20 protein-coding genes are annotated in these 22,036 nt (G+C 39.9%); 10 read left to right on the plus strand and 10 right to left on the minus strand.

What is annotated here, in order from left to right:
* Nucleotides 1–16: 16 nt before the first annotated feature.
* A complete protein-coding gene (locus HMPREF3020_RS08780) occupies nucleotides 17–493 on the minus strand; it encodes a redoxin family protein (RefSeq protein WP_070776231.1) in 477 nt (158 codons plus the stop codon).
* A gap of 9 nt (nucleotides 494–502) precedes the next feature.
* The gene (gene msrAB, locus HMPREF3020_RS08785; protein WP_005695172.1) at nucleotides 503–1,564 is read right to left on the minus strand and encodes a bifunctional peptide-methionine (S)-S-oxide reductase MsrA/peptide-methionine (R)-S-oxide reductase MsrB; all 1,062 of its coding nucleotides are present in this window, start codon (nucleotides 1,562–1,564) and stop codon (nucleotides 503–505) included.
* Nucleotides 1,565–1,676: 112 nt separating this feature from the next.
* Between msrAB and HMPREF3020_RS08790 the strand changes: the two genes are divergently transcribed.
* The 9 genes from HMPREF3020_RS08790 (at nucleotide 1,677) to HMPREF3020_RS08830 (ending at nucleotide 12,352) form a co-directional block, all read left to right on the plus strand.
* Nucleotides 1,677–2,543, plus strand: coding sequence for a DMT family transporter (locus HMPREF3020_RS08790; RefSeq protein WP_070776232.1), 867 nt, complete (start codon nucleotides 1,677–1,679; stop codon nucleotides 2,541–2,543).
* 91 nt (nucleotides 2,544–2,634) lie between these two features.
* The gene (locus HMPREF3020_RS08795) at nucleotides 2,635–3,525 is read left to right on the plus strand and encodes a Fe(3+) dicitrate ABC transporter substrate-binding protein (RefSeq protein ID WP_070776233.1); all 891 of its coding nucleotides are present in this window, start codon (nucleotides 2,635–2,637) and stop codon (nucleotides 3,523–3,525) included.
* On the plus strand, nucleotides 3,525–4,514 hold the full coding sequence (fecC, locus tag HMPREF3020_RS08800) for an iron-dicitrate ABC transporter permease FecC (RefSeq protein ID WP_007526232.1): 990 nt from the start codon (nucleotides 3,525–3,527) through the stop codon (nucleotides 4,512–4,514). Before HMPREF3020_RS08795 ends, fecC begins: the two co-directional genes overlap by 1 nt.
* The gene (gene fecD, locus HMPREF3020_RS08805) at nucleotides 4,514–5,497 is read left to right on the plus strand and encodes a Fe(3+) dicitrate ABC transporter permease subunit FecD (RefSeq protein WP_070776234.1); all 984 of its coding nucleotides are present in this window, start codon (nucleotides 4,514–4,516) and stop codon (nucleotides 5,495–5,497) included. Before fecC ends, fecD begins: the two co-directional genes overlap by 1 nt.
* Nucleotides 5,497–6,264 carry a Fe(3+) dicitrate ABC transporter ATP-binding protein FecE gene (fecE, locus tag HMPREF3020_RS08810; protein WP_070776235.1) on the plus strand — a complete coding sequence of 256 codons (768 nt, stop codon included), beginning with the start codon at nucleotides 5,497–5,499 and terminating at the stop codon, nucleotides 6,262–6,264. The genes fecD and fecE overlap by 1 nt, the downstream gene beginning before the upstream one ends.
* Nucleotides 6,265–6,466: 202 nt before the next feature.
* The gene (gene pgaA, locus HMPREF3020_RS08815; protein ID WP_070776236.1) at nucleotides 6,467–8,884 is read left to right on the plus strand and encodes a poly-beta-1,6 N-acetyl-D-glucosamine export porin PgaA; all 2,418 of its coding nucleotides are present in this window, start codon (nucleotides 6,467–6,469) and stop codon (nucleotides 8,882–8,884) included.
* Between the two features lie 21 nt (nucleotides 8,885–8,905).
* Complete coding sequence (pgaB, locus tag HMPREF3020_RS08820) at nucleotides 8,906–10,822, plus strand: poly-beta-1,6-N-acetyl-D-glucosamine N-deacetylase PgaB (RefSeq protein ID WP_070776237.1); 1,917 nt, start codon at nucleotides 8,906–8,908, stop codon at nucleotides 10,820–10,822.
* Between the two features lie 9 nt (nucleotides 10,823–10,831).
* Nucleotides 10,832–12,073 carry a poly-beta-1,6-N-acetyl-D-glucosamine synthase gene (gene pgaC / locus HMPREF3020_RS08825; RefSeq protein WP_070776238.1) on the plus strand — a complete coding sequence of 414 codons (1,242 nt, stop codon included), beginning with the start codon at nucleotides 10,832–10,834 and terminating at the stop codon, nucleotides 12,071–12,073.
* A 3-nt stretch (nucleotides 12,074–12,076) separates the two neighbouring features.
* On the plus strand, nucleotides 12,077–12,352 hold the full coding sequence (locus HMPREF3020_RS08830) for a hypothetical protein (protein ID WP_049384622.1): 276 nt from the start codon (nucleotides 12,077–12,079) through the stop codon (nucleotides 12,350–12,352).
* Between the two features lie 96 nt (nucleotides 12,353–12,448).
* Here HMPREF3020_RS08830 and pckA read toward each other — a convergent pair whose 3' ends face one another.
* Nucleotides 12,449–14,065: a phosphoenolpyruvate carboxykinase (ATP) gene (gene pckA, locus HMPREF3020_RS08835; protein ID WP_070776239.1), complete on the minus strand. Its 1,617-nt coding sequence runs from the start codon at nucleotides 14,063–14,065 to the stop codon at nucleotides 12,449–12,451.
* Between the two features lie 257 nt (nucleotides 14,066–14,322).
* On the opposite strand from pckA, the gene HMPREF3020_RS08840 reads away from it, so the two are divergent.
* The gene (locus HMPREF3020_RS08840; RefSeq protein ID WP_049368169.1) at nucleotides 14,323–15,147 is read left to right on the plus strand and encodes an alpha/beta hydrolase; all 825 of its coding nucleotides are present in this window, start codon (nucleotides 14,323–14,325) and stop codon (nucleotides 15,145–15,147) included.
* A 42-nt stretch (nucleotides 15,148–15,189) separates the two neighbouring features.
* On the opposite strand, the gene hslO is transcribed toward HMPREF3020_RS08840, so the two are convergent.
* The 7 genes from hslO to HMPREF3020_RS08875 form a co-directional block, all read right to left on the minus strand.
* Nucleotides 15,190–16,056 (minus strand): Hsp33 family molecular chaperone HslO, encoded by an 867-nt coding sequence (gene hslO, locus HMPREF3020_RS08845; protein ID WP_049368103.1) that lies wholly within the window; start codon nucleotides 16,054–16,056, stop codon nucleotides 15,190–15,192.
* A gap of 198 nt (nucleotides 16,057–16,254) precedes the next feature.
* Nucleotides 16,255–17,385 carry a porin gene (locus HMPREF3020_RS08850; RefSeq protein WP_049369880.1) on the minus strand — a complete coding sequence of 377 codons (1,131 nt, stop codon included), beginning with the start codon at nucleotides 17,383–17,385 and terminating at the stop codon, nucleotides 16,255–16,257.
* 165 nt (nucleotides 17,386–17,550) lie between these two features.
* Nucleotides 17,551–18,504 (minus strand): lipopolysaccharide heptosyltransferase RfaC, encoded by a 954-nt coding sequence (gene rfaC, locus HMPREF3020_RS08855; RefSeq protein WP_049384624.1) that lies wholly within the window; start codon nucleotides 18,502–18,504, stop codon nucleotides 17,551–17,553.
* On the minus strand, nucleotides 18,501–19,406 hold the full coding sequence (locus tag HMPREF3020_RS08860) for a DMT family transporter (protein WP_070776240.1): 906 nt from the start codon (nucleotides 19,404–19,406) through the stop codon (nucleotides 18,501–18,503). The genes rfaC and HMPREF3020_RS08860 overlap by 4 nt, the downstream gene beginning before the upstream one ends.
* On the minus strand, nucleotides 19,403–20,446 hold the full coding sequence (gene waaF / locus HMPREF3020_RS08865) for a lipopolysaccharide heptosyltransferase II (RefSeq protein ID WP_070776241.1): 1,044 nt from the start codon (nucleotides 20,444–20,446) through the stop codon (nucleotides 19,403–19,405). The genes HMPREF3020_RS08860 and waaF overlap by 4 nt, the downstream gene beginning before the upstream one ends.
* A gap of 98 nt (nucleotides 20,447–20,544) precedes the next feature.
* The gene (gene rfaD / locus HMPREF3020_RS08870) at nucleotides 20,545–21,468 is read right to left on the minus strand and encodes an ADP-glyceromanno-heptose 6-epimerase (RefSeq protein WP_070776242.1); all 924 of its coding nucleotides are present in this window, start codon (nucleotides 21,466–21,468) and stop codon (nucleotides 20,545–20,547) included.
* Nucleotides 21,469–21,520: 52 nt separating this feature from the next.
* Nucleotides 21,521–22,024: a protein disulfide oxidoreductase gene (locus HMPREF3020_RS08875; RefSeq protein ID WP_070776243.1), complete on the minus strand. Its 504-nt coding sequence runs from the start codon at nucleotides 22,022–22,024 to the stop codon at nucleotides 21,521–21,523.
* Between the last annotated feature and the right edge of the window lie 12 nt (nucleotides 22,025–22,036).

Here is a 22,036-nt window from a genome sequence, read left to right on the forward strand (position 1 = left end):
AAAATGACCGCTCTTTTTATTCCTTCACAAATTGTTTAATTTGATCTGAATTCAAATGGCCTGGCTGTGCTTTGATAAGATTTAAATCCTTATCCAACAGCAAATTAAATGGATAGCCTAACACATTAGCACGTTTAATAATTTCCCCATTTTCATCCAATAATACCGTGATATTTTTGTAATCCAGACCTTTATACCAATTGATAAATTTGGGGCTATTTTGTTCGTTCTTTTGTCCAGGTGAGGCAATCGTAATCACATTAAAATCAAGATTTTTTTCTGCACTAAGATCGTCAATTTCCGCTAAACCCGCCAAGCAAATTGGACACCAGGATGCCCACATTTTGATATAAAGCGGTTTACCTTGATATTGTGATAAGGTGACGGTTTGATTATCCAACGTTTTCAAGGATATATCCGCCAAAGACACCTTCTCTTGTGCAAAACTCAATGGACTCAAAAATAATAAAAGTGCGGTCAATATTTTTCTCATTTTTTCCTCTTATTTCACAAAGGGAATCAAATCACCATAGCCTTGTTTTTCCATTTCATCTAATGGAATAAACTTAATCGATGCGCTATTGATGCAATAACGTAAACCGCCTTTATCACGAGGGCCATCATCAAATACATGACCTAAATGGGCATGGCCACTGCGGCTTAACACCTCAATACGAGTCATATTAAAGCTATTATCTTTTTGATACTCCGCCACTTCAGCGGCAATCGGTTTAGTAAAACTTGGCCAACCACAACCGGATTCAAACTTATCTTTGGAAGAAAACAACGGTTCTCCCGTGGTGATATCCACATAAATACCCGGCGCGAAATTATCCCAATACTCGTTACTAAAAGAGCGTTCGGTATGTTTGCCTTGCGTCACATCATATTGAAGTGCGGTCAGTTTTTGCTTTAATTCTGCATCACTTGGTTTTGGGTATTTTTTATCATCAATTAATGGCTCATCGGCTTTTTTGATGTCGATATGGCAATAGCCATTCGGGTTTTTCTTGAGATAATCCTGATGATATTCTTCCGCCTCCACATAATTTTTCAGCGGTTCCACTTCAATTTGGATCGGTTCTTGATATTTACTTTGTAAGGTTTTTAATGCTGCCTCAATAACCGCTTTATCTTGCTCATTTTGATAATAAATGCCGGTGCGATATTGTCTGCCACGATCATTACCTTGCTTGTTAATACTGGTTGGATCGATCACGCGGAAATAATATTGCAGTAATTTATCTAACGAAATTTTATTTGGATCGTAAGTGACTTTCACCGTTTCCGCATGATCTGTCGCATGCAATAATTGGTAGTTAGTGGTATCACCTTTTCCATTGGCATAACCAGAAACGGCATCAGTCACGCCTTGAATTCTTTCCATATAAGCTTCTAGTCCCCAAAAACAACCACCGGCAAGATAAATAATTTGTTGTTCTTGTTTACTTTCCATTGTCATTTTTTGCTCCTTTGATGATTCTGTGTGATCAGCATACGTTAAACTACTTTGCAAACCGCCAAAAAGTGCGGTCAATATGAGAAATGTTTTTGTATATTTCATTTTCTTTCCTTATTATAGAAAAATCTTCAGCTTGCATTTCATTAGACGAAGACAAGCCCATTTTCTTACAAAATAAGGCAATTTTTTACCGCACTTTGTGCAAGGAACCTTTATGCCAAACATACATCTCCGCAATCATTATCAAAAAGCTGTTGTTTGTATGGTGTTAGCTTACATCAGCATTGCCTTAATGGGTGTATTTGTAAAATACGCCTCTGATGAATTACCGTCCAGTGAAATTTTATTTTCCCGCTTCTTTATTGGTTTTGTGTTTCTCCTCCCCTTTTTAATTAAAGATGGAGATTTCAAAGTCGATATGTCGCAATGGAAATTTCTCGTTTTGCGCAACCTCGCCGGCATTGCCAGTATGTTGCTAACCTTCTACGCCATTAAATATTTACCAATTTCCATTGCAATTTTATTGATGAATACGTCCGCACTTTTTGTGCCTCTATTGCTGTTTTTCTTTAAAGTCAGAACGCCATTAAAAGTATTAGCTTGCAGTTTTATGGGGTTTATCGGTGTATCCATCATTATGCTGACCAACGGTTCAATGAATATCAACCCTATCCATGTAGGCTATGCGTTAGGTGCTGCAGTATTGGCGGCCATGGCATTTATCAGCTTACAAGAGCTCAATAAACACAATTCACCTAAAAATATCGTGTTTTACTTTCACTTATTAGGCTCGATTTTGTTGCCGCTCTTTTTCATTGCACAGTGGAAAATGCCAACATTACATGAATTTGCATTACTGCTTTTAGTGGGTGGATTCGGTCTTATTTTCCAATTATTACTCACTCGTGCCTTTAAATACGCCCCTGCCAATGTCATTACGCCTTTTGCTTTTACTGGCGTAATTTTCTCCAGCATCTGTGACTGGCTCTTCTGGGATAACGTACCAAGCCTAAATTTCTGGATTGGTTCATTAGTCATCATTATCGCTGTCAGCTTGCTTGCTAGAATGCGGGCAAAATAGAGAAATCCGACCAAATAGCTAGAATATAACTATTCTCAATAACATTGTTTGAGTGTATAATCCAAATGCTTTTTATTATTGAGGACACAACATGAAAAAATTATTCAAAACTACTTTAGCTTCCGCATTATTAATGGTATCCGCATTCGCTAGCGCCGTGACGGTTAAAGATGCGAAAGGTGAATTTACCCTTGATAAAACCCCAAGCCGTGTTGTGGTATTGGAATATTCTTTTGTGGATGCTTTAGCCCAAGTCGGTGTAAGCCCAGTGGGTGTGGCTGACGATAACAAAATCGATCGTATTTTGCCGCAAGTGCGCGAAAAAATTGCTGCATGGCAATCCGTTGGCACGCGTTCTCAACCGAGTCTTGAAGTGATTGCTTCTCTCAAACCCGATTTAATTATTGCCGATCCTTCCCGTCACACAGCGGTGTTTGAAGAATTGAAAAAAATTGCGCCAACAGTGATGTTCGATTCTCGTCATGAAAGCTACCAAGAAAATCTTGAAACCGCGCAAAAAATTGGTGATTTAGTCGGTAAAAGTAGCGAAATGAAAGCGAAGATCAATGAGCATAATGATTACATTGCCAACATTGCAAAAAATCTAGGTGTACAAGGCAAAAAAGCCTCATTTGGTACTTCCCGAGAAGATAAATTTAATATCCAAAATGACAATGGCTATGTGGGTAGTTTCTTAACGACATTAGGTTTTGCGCCAACTAAACTCAATAGCGATCAGGCTTTAGTGGAAATCAACCTTGAACAATTAGTAATGGAAAAACCGGAATACTTGTTCATTGCCCATTATCGTGATGAAAGTATTGCGCGCAAATGGGAAGCTGAGCCACTTTGGAAAGCCATTCCTGCGGTAAAAGCGAACCATGTTTACAGTGTTGACTCCGACATGTGGGCGCGTGGTCGCGGTTTAGAAGCAAGCAAAATTATGGCAAAACAAATTGAAGATTTCGTGAAGCAAAAATAATGATGAAGTCTGCTTTCCGTTGGGGACTTCCCCTTATCATTCTGGCTTTCCTATTATGGGGAAGCCTGTTTTTGTATTATCCCATCGAAATTCGACCGCTTGCAGCGTTACAAGCGTTCCTCCCCGATGGCGATGAAATTGCCAAAATTACGGTAACCGATTTACGCCTACCGCGCGCATTAGTTGGCATGATTTTAGGCGCCAATCTTGCGGTGGCAGGAGCGTTGCTACAAACCATTACGCGCAATCCACTTGCTTCGCCTACGCTACTCAGCGTGAACTCAGGCGCTAGTCTTGCCATGGTAACCGCCAGTGCGTTTAGCCCCTTGATTCTTTCTGGTTATAGTATTGCTTTAGTGGCTAGTATCGGTGGCGGTTTAAGTTGGTTTGTGGTGATGCTGATCAGCAATGGCTGGAAAGACAACAGTGGAGATCGTAGCCGAGTGATTTTAGCAGGGATTGCCGTATCACTACTTTGTGCAGCACTCACTAAATTGGTGCTGATTATCGCGGAAGATCATGCCTTCGGTATTATGAGTTGGCTAGCTGGCGGCATTGCACATGCTCGTTGGAATGAATTATTGACGTTATTTCCGTTCTTTATTTTGACCGCACTTTTCTGTCTATTCTTTGCTAGTCGTTTAAATTTACTCAATTTAAGCGATGAATCTGCGCGTTCGTTAGGCATCAATCTCTTCCGTTTACGTTGGTACGCTAACATCATGGCGTTATTGATTGTAGGTTCAAGCGTGAGTGTTGCTGGCCCCGTGGCCTTTATTGGCTTACTCGTGCCCCACCTTGCCCGCTATTGGATTGGTTATGACTTGCGAAAATCGCTCCCTATGGCGATGTTACTCGGCGCAATTTTAATGCTCGCTGCAGATACCATTGCCCGTGCGGTGAACTTCCCTAGCGAAGTGCCTGCCGGTGCGGTGCTTGCCTTAATCGGAGCACCAGTCTTTGTATTATTTGCCAGAGGAAGACACTAATGCGAACCTCTCATGTATCTTTTCGCGCTATCGGCTTTTATGTCGTCACGCTCAGTCTGATGGTACTACTCTTTGGATTGAGTATTCACCTTGGCACTTATACGCTTTCCTTGGAAGAAATTTGGGCAGCCTTTCAGCCTGACGATAAAAACTATTTTACCTTGATGGAATATCGCCTCCCCCGTGCGGTATTAGCGATTTTATTGGGTGGAGCCTTAGCGATTTCTGGTGTGTTAGTGCAAAGCGTAGTGCGTAATCCGCTTGCTTCTCCCGATATTTTAGGGATTAACAATGCGGCGGGGTTGGTTGCTGTTTCGGTATTGATGTTCCTACCAAACTTAGCATTTTACTGGATGCCAATTTTTGCCTTTTTAGGCGGTGTGTTCTCTTTTGTCATTTTATGGATCGTGTGCGGTTTTAACTTCCGCCCTATCAAAATGGCAATCATTGGGGTCGCATTTTCCGCATTATGGGCAGCGATTAGCCATTATCTAATGCTTACTAATCCGGTCGAGATCAACACGGCAATGTTATGGCTCACAGGAAGCCTGTGGGGGCGCAGCTGGTCTTATTTGAATGTGGTATTACCATGGCTAGTGGTATTGCTGCCTTTACCATTTATTTTCTGTCGCGATCTCGACACCCTTGGTTTAGGTGAAAACAAAGCCTCCACCTTGGGCGTGACCGTAAATAAAGTGCAAATCAGCGTTTTAGTGCTAGCAGTAGCCCTTTCTACTACAGCCGTGGCAATTTGTGGTCCGATTGCCTTTTTAGGCTTAGTTGCTCCGCATCTCGCCCGTCGTTTAGTCGGCGGCAGACATCGCACCCTATTACCGGCAGCCTTAATTATTGGCGCCCTCTTATTACAACTTTCGGATATTTTGGCGCGGGTGATTGCCCCACCAACTGAACTACCAGCGGGTATTCTGACCGCGATTATCGGTGCGCCATATTTCTTCTACTTATTGATGAGAACTAAATAATGAGCATTGAAATCAATAATTTATCTTTAGGTTATCAAGATAAACTCGTAGTTAAAAATCTGTCACTAAAATTCCCGAAAAATAAAGTGATTGCGTTAATCGGCCCAAATGGTTGCTGTAAGTCCACCACATTAAAAGCGGTGGCTCGATTGCTTAAGCCAAAGCAAGGCTCAATCACCCATAAAGGCAAGAACATTTGGCAAAAAAGCCCTAAAGAATATGCCCAAGAATTGGCTTTTCTCCCGCAGCAACACTTGGTACCAGAAGGCATTAAAGTGCGCGAATTGATCACTTACGGGCGTTCGCCTTACTTAAACCTCTGGGGTAAACTCAGTCAAAAAGATGAAGAATTGGTGACTTGGGCGATGGCGCAAACCCAAACTGCAGAACTCGCTGAACAGCTGGTTTCCGATTTATCTGGTGGTCAACAACAACGGGTATTTTTAGCCATGACTCTTGCGCAAGATGCCGAATTAGTGCTACTCGATGAGCCTACCACTTATCTTGATTTAAACCGCCAAGCAGAACTCATGGGCATGATGCGACAAATGCAACAAAACGGTAAAACCGTGATTACGGTATTGCATGATCTCAACCAAGCCTGCCGCTATTGCGATTACTTAATCGTCATGAAAAAAGGTGCCGTAATGGCACAAGGCACACCTGATGAAGTGATGACCGAAGAGTTGCTGAAGGATGTGTTTGATTTGGATGTCATCATTCATCGTGATCCTATCAGCAACACACCGATGTTTATTTTGAAATAACGTTCAATCACTTCTCTAAATATCAAATAGGCGATTTATTTTACTAGAACGCCTATTTTTTATCCCCCCTCCATTTATACACAATTAATATTTTCCATCGCCTGCAAAGAGGTCGGACCTCTTTGCAAAACTTACACTTCTTTACACTGTCTGAAATAACGAAGCACTAGATAATTATTATTAAATATAGTGGAACTAAAAAATGAAATCTCTATCCCATGTCTTTAAGGCTGTGCTATTAGTAGGTGTCAGTACCTCAGTAGTACAGGTTGCCTATGCCCAAAATTCCTCTATTGATACCGAACGAGAAAATATCATCATTTTCTCTCGTCAAGGAGATACCCAATTAAATCAAGCTATTCCAAAACTTGAGGCCTTATTTAAGAGGACGCACGATGTGAAAGTGCGCGATGATTTAATTACACTCTATCTGAGGACGAATCAATCCGCTAAAGCACTTTCACTTTGCGAAAGCTGCGCACCAGCGCAATTTTCCCAAAATGAACTCGAAAATTTAGGCAAAGCCGCTCGAAATGAAAAACAATACGATCGTGCCATTGCATTCTATTCCCAATTGCAAAAGCAATACCCTGATAATCCAAATGGCTGGCTTGGTGGCGCATTAGCTTTCACAGAAACCAAAAACTACAATGCGGCAAAAAATGCACTGAGTGTTTATAAAAAACGTTTTGGACAAGATAACGCCTATCTTGATGCAGAAAGTTATTTACTTGATTTTACCGAACCCGACATGGCTAAACTTGGCCGTTGGCAACGTCAGTTAGAACAAAATCCAAAAAATATCACCTTAATGAGAGAGTTGTATCGTTTAGCATCGAAATACAACCTTCAACCATTACAAGAGAAATTACAAAAAGCCTATCCTGATCAATTCAATCAAAAAGACATGATGTGGTTTGAGCATGGTAAGACAATTACCTCTTCAAAAAATGCGACAACGCCTACACAACAAGAAAAATCATTTGAAGAATTGACCGCACTTTTGGCCAAAATTAACCCTGAACATCCTTTGTATCAACAAGCATTGCAAGATCGTTTTGTGATGGGTGTTCGCTTGAATAAATTTGATGAAATAAAAGACGACTTCAATACATTACAGGCTCAACCTAATGTGCCAGCGTATTTAGAAGAAGCCTTTGGTGATTATTGGGCAGCAAAAGGCTCACCACACAAAGCATTAGCGATTTATCAAGCAATTGAACAACAAGCCTTAAACCATAAACTCGCTGTGAGTGATGGTTTACTTCATAAACTCTCTCTCACTGCAAGCGATGCGGGCAAATTTGAATTGGCTCAACAATATTTAGAGCGTATGAATTCAAATATTTATATCAATGACTATACCCGAACATCAAAAATTCTAAATCCAGGCTACGATTCTCGCTATTTTGGTTTGGCACGTTTAGCCTTATGGCGTGGTAACAGCAAATTGGCTCAGCAACTGATTGATGATCGTCTATTTAATAAAACACCTGGTGATCCATGGGTGATGTTGCAAAAAGCAGAACTTGAGCGAAATCGTGGCAACTATGATGATGCCAAATTATGGGCTGAAAAAGCCGGTTATTTTTTGAGTAAAAATGATCAGCAAGAAGCACGCAATAACCTGGCTGAAACTGCCTTAAGTCAAAATGATTTACCAACAGTTTCAAAAACACTTGATGCAATGAATGAAGAACAACGTCAGTCCGCACAATCCCTCATAAACCATTACGAACAAGCACGTTCTGGCAAAATTGTAGGAAGTATCGGCTTACAGCATCGCACTTCACCAATCAGTTATAGCAATGAAAGTAGCCAAGATTATGCGATTTACACACCGAAAACAGCAAATGGTCACGATCTCTACGTTCATTACTTAGAAACTCGTTCCCCTTATGACAAAGAAAGTCTCATTTCTCGCCGAATTGGCGTAGGAACAGAGCTCAATTTCTATCCACTCCAAGTGAAAATGGAAAGCGGGAAAGGCGTTAAGCTTAATGATAAAGCCTATTTCTCTACAGAGGCAAATTATACCCTCAACCAACATTGGTCATTTAATTTAGGCGCCAATATTAATGGTAGTGGCACCCCAGTTAAAGCCATCAATAAAGGGGTGTATACCAAAGATATTGGTTTCTCTACCACGTATTCCTATTCCGATATTTTCCAAGCTGGGCTAGGTGGTAGCGTCATGAAATTTGATGACGGCAACTTAAGAAAAGAAGCCAATTTCTGGTTGAATCTCAATACATTCAAACATGACCGTTGGGCGCTAACCAACAATTTCAGAGTCGATTACAGCAAAAATAAAACCATTGATTCTGCTGAATATTACAACCCATCAAAAGCGACAAGCTTGGAATTCGGTGCGGATTTAAGTTACTACCAACCACTTAATTATGGCTTAGTCTTAAATCATCACCTGAAAGCCAGTGTGGGTGCTTATAAACAGGCAGAACTCAGTCGAGAAAAAATGTGGTCGATTAGTTACGGACACCAATGGCGTGTTGGTAAAAAATTTGGCGTGTCTTATGAAATTGGTCGTAAAAAGAATATTTACGACGGCAGTGCTGAATTCAACAATTTCGGAAATTTAAACTTCTCTATTTATTATTAAATACTTAAGCGGTATAACTTTATGAGATCTCTAAAACATTTTGCAAAAATCATTATTTGCACGCTTTCCCTTTTTTCGGCTTTTGCCTTTGCGCAAGATCGTTATGGCGTATTAGCTTATCACTCTGTTGTAGATGAAAGTGCGGCTGAAAATCAAAAACAGTATTTTCCTCAAACGATTTCTGCCCAAACCTTAATTAAACATTTTAATTGGCTAAAAGAAAACGGATACAACGTGATCAGTTGGCAGCAAGTTATCGATGCTGAAAATGGTAAAGGCACATTACCTGATAATGCGGTATTGCTAAGCTTCGATGATGGCTATGAAACCATGTATAACGTGGTCTTCCCTCTATTAAAGGCCTATAACTACCCTGCTGTTTTTGCGCCAGTGACAGGCTGGTTAGATACGCCGGCAGATCAAAAAATCGCTTATGCCGATAAAATGCTGGATCGTTCTGTTTTTGCCACTTGGTCGCAAGTCAAAGAAATGGAACAAAGTGGACTCGTTGAAGTTGCCTCACATACTCATAATCTTCATAACGGTATAAATGCCAACCCATCTGGTGGTCAATTACCCTCAGTGATTGCACCTGAATATAAAAATGGAAAATATGAAACTGAAGATGCCTACAAAAATAGATTGAAATCTGATTTCACTCGTTCTGTTCAAACGTTAGTCAATCATATCGGTAAGAAACCACGTGTAATGGTGTGGCCTTATGGACAATTTAATGATGTTGCTGTGCAACTTGCACGACAAGCAGGAATGCCACACTATTTTTCATTAGGTGAAAAAATCATCAATAAAGTGGGCGATAAACATATTGGACGCTTATTACTTAATGCAGAAACCGATCTAAATACCGTTAAAAACTATCTTGATGGCATTGATGAAAGCAAACAAATTCAACGAGTACTGCATGTCGATTTAGATTATGTCTATGATGCGGATAAAGCTCAGCAAGCCAAAAACCTTGATAAGTTAATCGACCGCATCTATCGCTATGGTGTGACGACAGTTTATCTTCAAGCCTTCTCCGATCCAGATGGGGATGGGGTAGCCGATGCCTTGTATTTCCCTAATAAATATCTTCCTGTTCGCGATGATATTTTTGGTCGAATTGCCTGGCAATTACAAACACGCGCAGGCGTACAAGTTTATGCTTGGATGCCTGTACTCGCCTTTGATTTACGAAAAAGCGTAAAAGAGGCGGAATATGTCATTGATAGCCGTACAGGCAAGCCTTCAACAAAGGCTTATTTACGCCTTTCACCTTATAACAAACAGAATGTCGAAATCATTAAATCCATTTATAACGATTTGTCATTCTACGCCAAATTTAATGGCATTTTATTCCACGATGATGCGTTCCTAACCGATTTTGAAGGTGCTGAAGGCACTCACGCTGAAGGCATGGTTAGTCCACAAGCAAAACAAAAAACACAAGATTTAATCCAATTAACCCATCAACTCACCGATGCGTTAAAACCTTATTTCTTGCGTGGTTCATATTCTCTTAAAACGGCTCGTAATCTTTATGCATCAGTGATCACAAATCCAAATGCAGAAGAATGGTTGGCACAAAACTTAAAAACGCTCACCGACAATTACGATACCACTGCCATCATGGCGATGCCATACATGGAAAATGAACAGCCTATTTCACAAAAAGAAGCCTATCAATGGTTTGCTTCTCTCATTGAAAACGTGAAAGCTCAAGCGCCATTAGATAAAGTCTTATTTGAATTCCAAGCGGTGAATTGGCGAACTCAAAAACCAATTCCTGAATCCGAATTGATTGATTGGATGACGCTATTACAAAAAAATCATATTTATAGCTATGGCTACTATCCGGATAACTTTTTAACAAACCAACCGGATATGAACAAAATGAGACCGTATTTTTCCGTAAATACGAATGCAGGGAAAAAATAAGGATTGATCATGAACCAACAATTCTTAGAAGCAGTGAGTATCTTCGTATTCATGTATCCTGCCGGGATGGCAATATATTGGGTAACGGCAAGTCTGTGTTATTACCTGTTTATGGAAGGAAAACTCGGGCAACCGACTTTCCAACAAATGCCCAAAGAACGCGTCCCGATGGTCAGCATTATGGTGCCTTGCTACAACGAAGGGGACAATCTAGATGAAGCTATTCCTTACTTGCTCCAACTCAGATACCCAAACTATGAATTGATCTTTATCAATGATGGCAGTAAAGATAACACGGGTGAAATTATTAAACGTTGGGCGAAAGAAGATCAGCGAATTGTAGCTCTTCATCAAGAAAATCAAGGTAAAGCCAGTGCATTAAACCATGGCTTATTGGTCGCTAAAGGAGAATATGTAGCCTGTATTGATGGCGATGCGGTATTAGATTTTGATGCGATCGACTATATGGTGCAATCCCTTGAATTAAACCGCACTTATGGTGGTGTTACAGGCAACCCACGCGTACGTAACCGCAGTACGATTTTAGGTCGCTTACAAGTGTCTGAATTTAGCTCCATTATCGGTTTAATCAAACGCGCTCAAAGCCTGATGGGAACCATCTTCACCGTATCTGGTGTATGTTGTTTATTCCGAAAAGATGTAATGGAAGAAATCGGTGGCTGGAGTACCAATATGATCACCGAAGATATTGATGTCAGTTGGAAAATCCAAACAGCCGGTTACAACATTATGTATGAGCCTCGTGCCTTATGTTGGGTATTAATGCCTGAACGTCTTTATGGCTTATACAAACAGCGTTTACGCTGGGCACAAGGTGGTGCTGAAACCATTCTCAAATATTTTCCTCAGGTCTGGCGTTGGAGAAACCGCCGTCTATGGCCAATGTATGCCGAATATTTTGTTACCGCAACTTGGGCAATCTTATTAGTTGCACTGGTTGCACTTTCACTATACCGCAAGATTACCTTAGGTGTAGGTATTCAAAACATGGAGCTGTTTGAAACAAATATCTCGATCATGTTTTTTTCCTTCTTCTTACAGTGTCTCTTAAGCTTATACATTGATTCACGTTATGAAAAAGGATTGATCCAATATGGAATTTCCTGCATTTGGTATCCCTATGTTTATTGGTTACTCAATACCGTAACGTTACTCGTTGGAATCCCAAAAGCGATTTTTAGAAACAAGTCCAAGCTAGCCGTCTGGACAAGCCCTGACAGAGGAGTTTAAATAATGGCAACCGCCACTTTACAACAATTGATGGTTATTAATAAAGGTAGCAGCCTTCCCCTGCTGATTAAAGCCAAAAGCTTTGCACTAGATATAGTCACCTGGGCTTTATGGGCTTATATCATCACTTTTGTCGCGAGATATGCGGAACGCATCTTCACTAAACCGATTCTAAAAAGTTTCTTTTTTGTTGATGTGGTTAGCATCATGTTTTCTGTCTCTGCGGTATTAGTTATATTGGCTTATATTTGGTCTATTCTTACCGTAGCGAAAGAATAACTCACAAAAAACCTTGATATAAAAAACCGCACTTTGATTTAAAAATCAAAGTGCGGTTATTTTTAGGGATGTTTAATTAGATACGATATTCTCTAATTAAGCTTTTGGACCTGCTGCGATAAGTGCTTTACCTTCCGCATTAGTCGCATATTTTTCGAAGTTTTTCACGAAACGTCCAGCAAGGTCTTTCGCTTTCGCTTCCCATTGTGCTTTATCCGCATAAGTATCACGTGGATCTAAGATCGCTGGATCTACGCCTGGTAATGCTTTTGGAATAGCTAAGTTAAAGATTGGTAACTCACCCATTTCTGCTTTTTCAATAGAACCATCTAAGATGGCATCGATAATACCACGGGTATCTTTAATTGAGATACGTTTACCTGTACCGTTCCAACCAGTATTAACTAAATACGCTTCTGCACCGGCAGCTTGCATACGTTTAACTAACACTTGAGCATATTGTGTTGGGTGGAGCGTTAAGAATGCTGCACCGAAACATGCTGAGAAAGTTGGCGTTGGCTCAGTAATACCACGCTCTGTACCAGCTAATTTAGCAGTGAAACCAGATAAGAAGTAGTATTTGGTTTGCTCTGGTGTCAATTTAGACACTGGAGGTAACACACCGAATGCATCCGCAGTTAAGAAAATGACTTTCGTTGCGTGACCTGCACGAGATACTGGTTTAACAATATTATCAATGTGATAAATTGGGTAAGACACACGAGTATTTTCTGTTTTAGAACCATCATCGAAATCAACTGAACCATCTGCACGAACCACGACGTTTTCTAATAATGCATCGCGACGGATTGCACGGTAGATATCTGGCTCATTTTCTTCAGAAAGATGGATAGTTTTCGCGTAACAACCACCTTCAAAGTTGAAGATACCTACATCATCCCAACCGTGTTCATCATCACCGATTAATTGACGTTTCGGATCGGTAGACAGCGTAGTTTTACCTGTACCTGATAAACCGAAGAATACTGCTACATCACCGTCTTTACCTACGTTAGCAGAACAGTGCATTGCACCTACACCTTTAAGTGGTAGGAAGTAGTTCATCATTGAGAACATACCTTTCTTCATTTCACCGCCGTACCAAGTACCGCCGATTAATTGAACACGTTCAGTCAAGTTGAATGCGACGAAGTTTTCAGAGTTCAACCCTTGTTCTTTCCAGTTCGGGTTGGTGCATTTAGAACCATTCATTACCACGAAATCTGGTTTAAAGGTTTGTAATTGTTCTTCTGTCGGACGAATGAACATATTTTTAACAAAGTGTGCTTGCCATGCTACTTCAGTTACAATACGTACCGCGATACGGTCCTGTTCACTTGCGCCACAGAAACCATCAACCACGAACAAACGTTTGCCAGAAAGTTGTTTAGTCACAAGGCCTTTCAAGCTTGACCAAGTTTCTTGAGTCATTGGTTTGTTATCGTTTTTAGCTACATCAGATGTCCACCATACGGTATCTTTTGTAGTATCATCTAAAACGATATACTTATCTTTCGGTGAACGACCAGTAAAGATCCCAGTATCTACTGCCACCGCACCAGTTGTGGTAAGTGTACCTTTTTCAAAACCTTCTAAACCTGGTTTGGTTTCTTCTTCAAAAAGTTGTTCATAGCTTGGGTTATAAACCACTTCTTTTACGTCATGAATACCAATGGCTTCAAGTTCTTTAATTACATTTTTAATGTCAGTCATAGTTCACCTCTTGATTAAAGTTTAAAAATTTTTCCTATGGTTATTGTAGGGGAATTGCCAGAAAAAAAATGTTAACTAGATCAAATTTTTGAACATTCATTGAAAATTCCTACCTATTTTTAGGGTGTTTTGGGGAGCCAAGATGAAGTGCAGTTGATTTCACCTTTACTTTTACTATATAGTGATAACCATTCTCAAATTAAGACCGAATAACCATGTTCTCATTTCTGCGTTTACCCTTTTTATTTTTCCTGCTGATGTTTACACAAAGTACTCAAGCAGAACCTGACTTTAAGATTCCTCCTATTCAAGAAAGCATGAAAAAAATGTATCAAATTCAACAAAAAGATTTTACCTTTGAAAACAAACATTATCGTTTGTTTATTGCGGTACCGCCAAAAACATCACAAAAACTGACCGCACTTTATACGTTAGATGGCAATGCTCAATTTCCACTAGCGGTGAATGCTGTCAATCCCAATAAACCGCTCCCGCTTATTGTCGGTATCGGTTATATATCAGATAAAGCCTACGTCATTGAAGAACGCACTAGAGACTACACTTTTCCTGCAGAAGGTGCCGAATTCGCCAAAGGCGGAAAAGCTACTGATTTTCTACGTTTTATTCAACAAGACGTAAAGCCTTATATTGAACAGCATTTCGATATCAATAAGGAAAAACAATATTTCTTCGGTCATTCTTTTGGTGGATTATTTGGATTGTATGTACTCTTCCATCAACCGGATTTATTTCAACATTACACGTTGGCAAGCCCTTCTCTTTGGTGGGGAAATGGCTCATTTCTACCTCAAAATGAACCATGGATTAGCCAAAAACCATCACATATTCTGATTACATTAGGCTATTATGAAGAGCATCCTGAAGAGGATCCGAATATGACTGAAGAACAATTACAACGAATTAATCAACGGAAACAAATGCGAACAATCAATGCGCATCAATTGGCGGAAATATTGGAAAAACAAGGTAATTCCGTAGAGTTTATTTCCATTCCCAATAAAAATCATGGTGGCTCGATTCCGGATGCCATCAAACATTGTTTAGAACAAGTTCAACAATAAAGGCCATAAAAAAATCCCCGTTATCATGAACGGGGATTTTTCTTATTGGGCTTGTTTGAGTTTATCAATCGCTTCTTTATTGAAGAAGTAATGCGTGCCACAACATTCACACTGCATATCAATGCTGCCTTTATGCTCCTCTAAGATTTCCTCAATTTCAGCTTCTGGAATCAGTAATAATGCTGCCCCTGAACGCTCAGGTGAGCAACCGCAGAAGAAAGAAACAGTTTGCGGTTCAAAAACTTCCACTACTTCTTCATGATATAAACGATAAAGCAATTCTTCTGCGGGCAATCCAAATAACTCATCATCTTTTACGGTTGCAACTAAAGTAGTTAAATGCTCAAAATCTTCTGGTGTACCTTGACCATCTGGCATGATTTGCAACAACATCCCTGCAGCAACTGGTTTGCCTTCATATTCACCTGTGCGAATAATAAGTTGGGTTTGTAATTGTTCTGAACGGACAAAATAGTCTTCTAAACATTCCGTAATCGTTGGTTTATCTAAACCGATAACGCCTTGATAACGTTCACCTTCAGTTGGAGCAATCGTAATCACTAACACACCTTTACCGATCATATCATGAAGGCTCATACCATCTTGAATATCACCTTGTACACGTGCTAATGCACGGATCTGTTGTTGGTCATTACCATTTACTAAAGCTAATTTTAATGGGCCATCACCTTGAATTTGAACAGTAATATTACCGTTAAATTTTAATGTTGCGGTCAACAAATTAGTCGCTACCATCATCTCACCCAATAAGTTTTGTACTGCTTTTGGATAATGATGGGTATTCAAGGTATCAGTAAAAGTTTGGTTTAATCGCACCCATTCACCACGCACTGCACGGTTTTGAAAAAGGTAACGGTAAAGTTTGTCATTATCTTGAGTATAATTCATTATTTGTTCCTATTTATTCTTTGAGTAAAAAGTGCGGTCAATTTTGTGAATAAATCTAAAACGTTCAAAAAAGATGTCGTTTTGTTACCGCACTTCGTGCCTGTGCAGTATTATGGGGGTGAAAATCAAAATTACAAGCCAAAAAGAAAAGCGGATAGCTTTCACTATCCGCTCGTTTTATAAGATTAAACTGATAAATTACCAGTATGCACGTAAACCGATAACAGTTTTGAAGTCACGGCTACGATCAAGCTGTTTACCTGAGTCTTTATCGAAGGTATTCTCGTATTTAGTACGAGTAGCTTGCCATTCTAAGAATGGTTTCACTTTTAATGAACCTTGATTATACACATAGTATTCAGTACCCACTAAGAATTGGCGATCTGTTGATTTTGAATATGCAGAACCTACAGGTAAAGTTTTCTCAGTTTTGTAAGAATACATTGCATATACATTCCAGTCTTCATTTAAACCTTGGCGAATTACTGCGGTCACTTCATTATTTTTTACTTTGTTACCTGCACCATCTTTATTTTTAGTATCTTTGTGAGCAAAGTCTAAACCATAAGTAGTGTGAACAAAGTTATATGCTAAGCCTAAAGCGTAAGCATTGCTGTAATATGCTGTTTTGTTAGCATTTTCAGAGATTTCACGAGTGAAACCTGCTGCGACAGTTACATTTTGGATACTATCAATTTCATGATCAAAGATAAGACCTGTACCCCAAGTGTTTTTACGGTTATTTTTTAAATCTACGTTTTTGATGTTACGTTTGCTTGAACCGCCGTAGTACGCACCAAATTTCACTTTATTTGAACCATAGTCACCATTATAAACATATTGTGTTACACGACGAGCTGAAGTCTCTAATAAACCATCAGTCAAGCTATAAGTATTTGCTAAATCACTTTGTGTTACTTCATCAGTAATAGTTGTCATATTACCGTAAGTTAACTCACCGAATTGTTTGTGGCCAAAACCAGCATAAAGTTGGCGAGTATAAACATGGTCAAAATCATGTTGTGAAGGCGCATCACCACGCATACGCCATTCCGCACGGCCTAAAGCGTAGAAATCCCCACCTAAGCTTTGTTTTAATTTGAAACCGAAACGTGAGTTGTCGTTATCAACTGCGTGATTGATGTGCTCTTTAGTTACATCACCGTTTACATAGTTAGTTTTGTTAGAGGTGCTTTCCCATTTAACACGTAAAGAACCGTAAAAATCAACATCTGTACCAGTTTGGTCAATGTGGAAGTTATAAGCTTGTGCAGAACCTGCTCCTGCTGCTAATGCCGCTACAGATAAAGCAAGAAGTGTTTTTTTCATAACGCTTTCCCTATTATTTAATGAAGTTTATTAAAAAATTGAACTTTTTGCAGTTTATACACTACAACCTAAATGGTCAACCCTAAATTTTGCCAACTATCAGAAAATAGGCAATATTTTGACTAAAATCAATCCAGATAAATACATATTCGATTATTTTATCGCCTATTTAATTAATAAATTAAGCGCAGAAAATACTTGGTCTGAGGTAATGTTTTCCATTGAATTCGCTGTTAAATAATGCTGATTTTGACCATAACAGCCAATTAAGGTCGGATCTGTTGCGCCATAAAGCGTAATATTGGGTTTATCCAGTGCGGCAGTCAAATGGGCAAGTCCTGTGTCTACCGATACCACGGCTTTCGCATTGGCAATTTGTTCAGCCAATTCATGCAATGAAAGCCTAGGCAAAACAACTACATGAGATAAGCCGACAGCCAATCGCTCTGCTCTCGCCTTTTCTTTTTCGTTTCCCCAAGGTAAACGAACTTGAACAGAAAGTGCAGTCAGTTTTTCAATTAAATTTCGCCATTCATGTTCTGACCAATGCTTTTCATTTCTAGTCGTAGAATGAAAAAAGATCACATAAGGTTCGATAGAATCTGCAGAAATAAAATGACGCGCAATGTCATAATCCCCTTTCTCTTTCGGTAATGGATAAGATAAGGCTTGAGAAAAAAGTTGGCGAATACGTTCTACCGCATGTTGTTGATAGGAAATCGCGTATTTTTTATCGTAGAAAAATGAAGCAATGGGCTCTCGGATACTTTTGCGATCATAGCCATGCTTAATGCCATTGGCTAAGCGTGTCGCAAAAAAGGCACTTTTAAAAAGCCCTTGCGCATCAATCACAGCATCATATTGATTGGCTTGTAATAAAGTGCGGTAAGATTTCCATTCGTTTTTTGTTTGAGCTGAAAAAGGCGATTTTCGCCAACGTCTTAAAGCAATTGGAATGATTTGATTCACTGCAGAATGCCAACGTGGGATTTCTGCAAAATTCTCTTCCACCACCCAATCAATAGAGAGATTAGGAATAGCGCGCTGTGCATCAGTCAATGCCGGCAAAGTATGAATCACATCCCCCATAGAGGAAGTCTTAATCACACATACTTTCATTTAATTAACCTTCTTCCCCAGTGCATAATTCCAAGCCCTGATACGGCTAGAACGCCTCCAATAATTAAGGAGGAATCCACTTGTTCATTCAACCAAACGGCTGAAAATAAAATGCCTAAAATCGGCACAAGAATAATGTAAGCCGAAGCATTGCCTGCCCCTAAGTGTTTCACCCCATCAAAATACCATGCATAGGCTAACACCGTTGCACCAAATGCAAGACCAAGTAAACTTATCCACTCACCTTGTGATAAATTCAGTACTGTCAGCCAATTGTCCGAGCTTTCCACGCATAGAGCACTTATAAATAACAATAAAAAACCAAAAATGGAAGATAATGTTGTTGCGGTAAGAGAATCAATGCCCGCAAGTACTTTTCTCGCCAATAAGGTGTAAACGACCCAACAAATTAGTGCACCAATTAATAATATTTGCCCAAATCCAAAGGAATCCATCATTTGTAAAAAATTCCCTTTTGTGAGAGCCAATAATGTTCCACTCATGGCAATAACCATTCCTATTATTACCCAACGATTCCATTTTTCTTTAAATAAAAAAATCGCCAAAAGCGTGGTAAATACAGGGTTTGTCGCCACAATAACAGCCGCTTGTCCCGCTGGAAGATATTTCAGTCCCCAGATAAAAAATGTGGAATAGGCGAAAACACCGAAAAAGGCAGTCACAAACAAACCCATCCACTGATTAGCGTTTAGTTGTTTAGCATATTTGAAGCGATTCGCCGCATATAGCCAAATAATGAGTGGAATAATGGCGAAAAAAAAGCGTACGCTTGAAGCAACAAATGTCGGCATGGCTTGGGCAACCACTCGCCCCCAGGGCCAAGAAGCGCCCCATAAAATCACCATTCCGATTAATTGTAAATGTATGCGGAGAGGGTTCATTTTGCTAATAATGCCTCTAATTTTTCTAATGCCATTTCTGGTGTAATATCAATCAAACTTTGATGATACCCTTCCGAGCTATCTGTGCTTTTACGCACTTTAATTAAATCGCCTTCAATTAAACGAATAATCACCGCTTTATCAGATAATGGTGGCGTATAAGTTGGGCTCGTTGGGCCGTAAAGTGCAACCAATGGACGATCTGTCGCAGCGGCAATATGCATTAAGCCGCTGTCATTGCTCACTACTGCTGTGCAGTTAGCAATTAAATCTACCGCTTGATTAAGATTCGTTTGCCCTGCTAAATTCAAACAGAATGGTTGTAGTTCTGCTGGCAACGCATTGCGGATTTGCTCTCCTGCTTCCACATCTTTTGGTGAACCAAATAATTCTACCGCATAGCCTTTTTCAATTAACATTTCAGCCAATTTAGCATAATGATAATGCGGCCAACGTTTAGCTGGTCCAAATTCAGCTCCAGGACAGAACCCGATAATCGGACGTTCACCTAAAAGAGCGGTCTGTTTTTCAAAGTTTTTTAAGGTTTCCGCTTGTTGAGTGGGATCAACGGTTAAATAAGGTTTTAGAACAGGAATATCAGCCGCTTTCGGTACCGCATTTTGCTCAAAGGCCAACGCGACATAACGTTGCACCATCATGGGGTAATCACGTTTGTTATTGCGCAAATCGTTAAGCAAGAAATAACGGCTTTCCCCTTTCCAGCCACGACGCATCGCAATTTTTGCAAAGGCGGGAATAAAGGCTGACTTCAACGAGTTTGGTAATACGATTGCCATATCATATTGATTGCGTAATGCCTTACCTAAACGATAACGTTCACACAAAGCAAACTTGCCATGCCCAAGCGGCATTTCAATGGCATGGCGCACTTCTGGCATACGAGCTAAAAGCGGTTTACACCAATTGGGTGCCATCACATCAATTTGGCAATCAGGGTATTGCAGTTTGAGTTGTTGATACAAACTGTGCGACATCATCATATCGCCGACCCAAGACGGGCCGATAATTAAAATATTCATGCTTGACCTTATAACAAAAGTGCGGCTAAAAATAAGACTAATTTTAACCGCACTTTATTCATTTTCTAGTATTGAACGACATTATTTGTTCAATAATTTTATTTATTTAACCACGCCATATACTCAGCCACACCTTCCGCTACGGTTTTAAATGGTTTGTCGTAGCCAGTTGCACGAAGTTTCTCAAGGTTAGCTTGTGTATATTCTTGATAGCGAGATTTCAAATGCTCTGGGAATGGAATGGTTTCCACTACGCCTTTTCCGTGGAATTTAATCACCGCTTTTGCCACTTCAGCAAAAGACTCAGCATTACCAGTACCACAGTTGAATATACCCGAAATGCCATTTTGCCAGCACCAAATGTTGACTTGTGCTACATCGCCTACATAAACGAAATCACGACGGAAGTGCTCACTGCCAGAAAATAATTTTGGATTTTCGCCTTTCAGGATTTGGTTATTTAAGTGGAATGCCACGCTTGCCATTGAACCTTTGTGACCTTCACGCGGACCATACACGTTGAAATAACGGAAACCACATACTGGTGATTGCGCTTCAGGTAAAATTGCACGCACATATTGGTCGAATAAGAATTTAGAATAACCGTACACATTCAGTGGGCCTTCAAATTCACGCTCTTCACGGAATTCAGTTTTGTCGCCATAAGTCGCCGCACTTGATGCATACAAGAACGGAATTTGACGATCTAAGCAGTAATGCAATAACTCTTTTGAATATTCGTAGTTATTATGCATGATGTATTTACCGTCCCATTCAGTGGTCGCCGAGCAAGCCCCTTCATGGAATACCGCATCGATATCGCCTAAATCATCACCTGCAATAATTGACGCAATGAAGTCTTCTTTGTCACAGTAATCTGCGATATCAAGATCCACTAAGTTAATGAATTTAGTCCCGTCTTTTAAGTTATCCACCACTAAAATATCTTTGCGTCCCATATCGTTTAATGCTTTAACGATATTACTGCCGATAAAACCGGCGCCACCTGTTACGATAATCATAATTCTGTCCTCTTTAAAATAAGTCTGTGTATTGTAATAGATTTTGTACCGCTTAGCCAAAAAACTCTGTGAAAAACAACCGCACTTTTAAGCCCCAATAACTTGTCCAGCCCGTTGTAGCCAAATCCATTTTTCCTTTGTTTAAAATAATAATGGTCGGCGTCACATTCACCTGCCATTGCTCCGCAATCTTGCCTTGAGGATCATTCACCGTTGTAAACTGATAGTGATGGGTTTGCAAATAATCCTCCACGTCCTTATTTGTTCCTGAACGTAGCGCGATAGAGACTACCGGATAGCCTTCTTCTGAAAGTGAATTAATCGCTGGAGAAGTATAACGACAATAACCACACCAACTTCCCCAGAAATAAATGATCGTCGGCTTAGCTTGATCTAATTGGGGTAAAAAGAAGGCATTCCCCTGTAAATCATAAAGTGCCGTCGCATTGATTTCAGGCGGAATATTAGGTTTACGAATAAAATCGAGAATACTGCTTACAATAATCAACGTCAGTAGGAGCGAAATCGCATTTTTTAATAAGGTTTTAAGCTTCACAACAAATTCCAT

The sequence above is a fragment of the Haemophilus sp. HMSC068C11 genome (assembly GCF_001815355.1).
Taxonomy (GTDB): domain Bacteria; phylum Pseudomonadota; class Gammaproteobacteria; order Enterobacterales; family Pasteurellaceae; genus Haemophilus_D.

Coding starts and splice junctions, on each gene's coding strand:
- HMPREF3020_RS08780 (WP_070776231.1), bottom strand. CDS start 493: ATGAGAAAAATATTGACCGCACTTTTATTATTTTTGAGTCCATTGAGT.
- msrAB (WP_005695172.1), bottom strand. CDS start 1,564: ATGAAATATACAAAAACATTTCTCATATTGACCGCACTTTTTGGCGGT.
- HMPREF3020_RS08790 (WP_070776232.1), top strand. CDS start 1,677: ATGCCAAACATACATCTCCGCAATCATTATCAAAAAGCTGTTGTTTGT.
- HMPREF3020_RS08795 (WP_070776233.1), top strand. CDS start 2,635: ATGAAAAAATTATTCAAAACTACTTTAGCTTCCGCATTATTAATGGTA.
- fecC (WP_007526232.1), top strand. CDS start 3,525: ATGATGAAGTCTGCTTTCCGTTGGGGACTTCCCCTTATCATTCTGGCT.
- fecD (WP_070776234.1), top strand. CDS start 4,514: ATGCGAACCTCTCATGTATCTTTTCGCGCTATCGGCTTTTATGTCGTC.
- fecE (WP_070776235.1), top strand. CDS start 5,497: ATGAGCATTGAAATCAATAATTTATCTTTAGGTTATCAAGATAAACTC.
- pgaA (WP_070776236.1), top strand. CDS start 6,467: ATGAAATCTCTATCCCATGTCTTTAAGGCTGTGCTATTAGTAGGTGTC.
- pgaB (WP_070776237.1), top strand. CDS start 8,906: ATGAGATCTCTAAAACATTTTGCAAAAATCATTATTTGCACGCTTTCC.
- pgaC (WP_070776238.1), top strand. CDS start 10,832: ATGAACCAACAATTCTTAGAAGCAGTGAGTATCTTCGTATTCATGTAT.
- HMPREF3020_RS08830 (WP_049384622.1), top strand. CDS start 12,077: ATGGCAACCGCCACTTTACAACAATTGATGGTTATTAATAAAGGTAGC.
- pckA (WP_070776239.1), bottom strand. CDS start 14,065: ATGACTGACATTAAAAATGTAATTAAAGAACTTGAAGCCATTGGTATT.
- HMPREF3020_RS08840 (WP_049368169.1), top strand. CDS start 14,323: ATGTTTACACAAAGTACTCAAGCAGAACCTGACTTTAAGATTCCTCCT.
- hslO (WP_049368103.1), bottom strand. CDS start 16,056: ATGAATTATACTCAAGATAATGACAAACTTTACCGTTACCTTTTTCAA.
- HMPREF3020_RS08850 (WP_049369880.1), bottom strand. CDS start 17,385: ATGAAAAAAACACTTCTTGCTTTATCTGTAGCGGCATTAGCAGCAGGA.
- rfaC (WP_049384624.1), bottom strand. CDS start 18,504: ATGAAAGTATGTGTGATTAAGACTTCCTCTATGGGGGATGTGATTCAT.
- HMPREF3020_RS08860 (WP_070776240.1), bottom strand. CDS start 19,406: ATGAACCCTCTCCGCATACATTTACAATTAATCGGAATGGTGATTTTA.
- waaF (WP_070776241.1), bottom strand. CDS start 20,446: ATGAATATTTTAATTATCGGCCCGTCTTGGGTCGGCGATATGATGATG.
- rfaD (WP_070776242.1), bottom strand. CDS start 21,468: ATGATTATCGTAACAGGTGGCGCCGGTTTTATCGGCAGTAATATCGTT.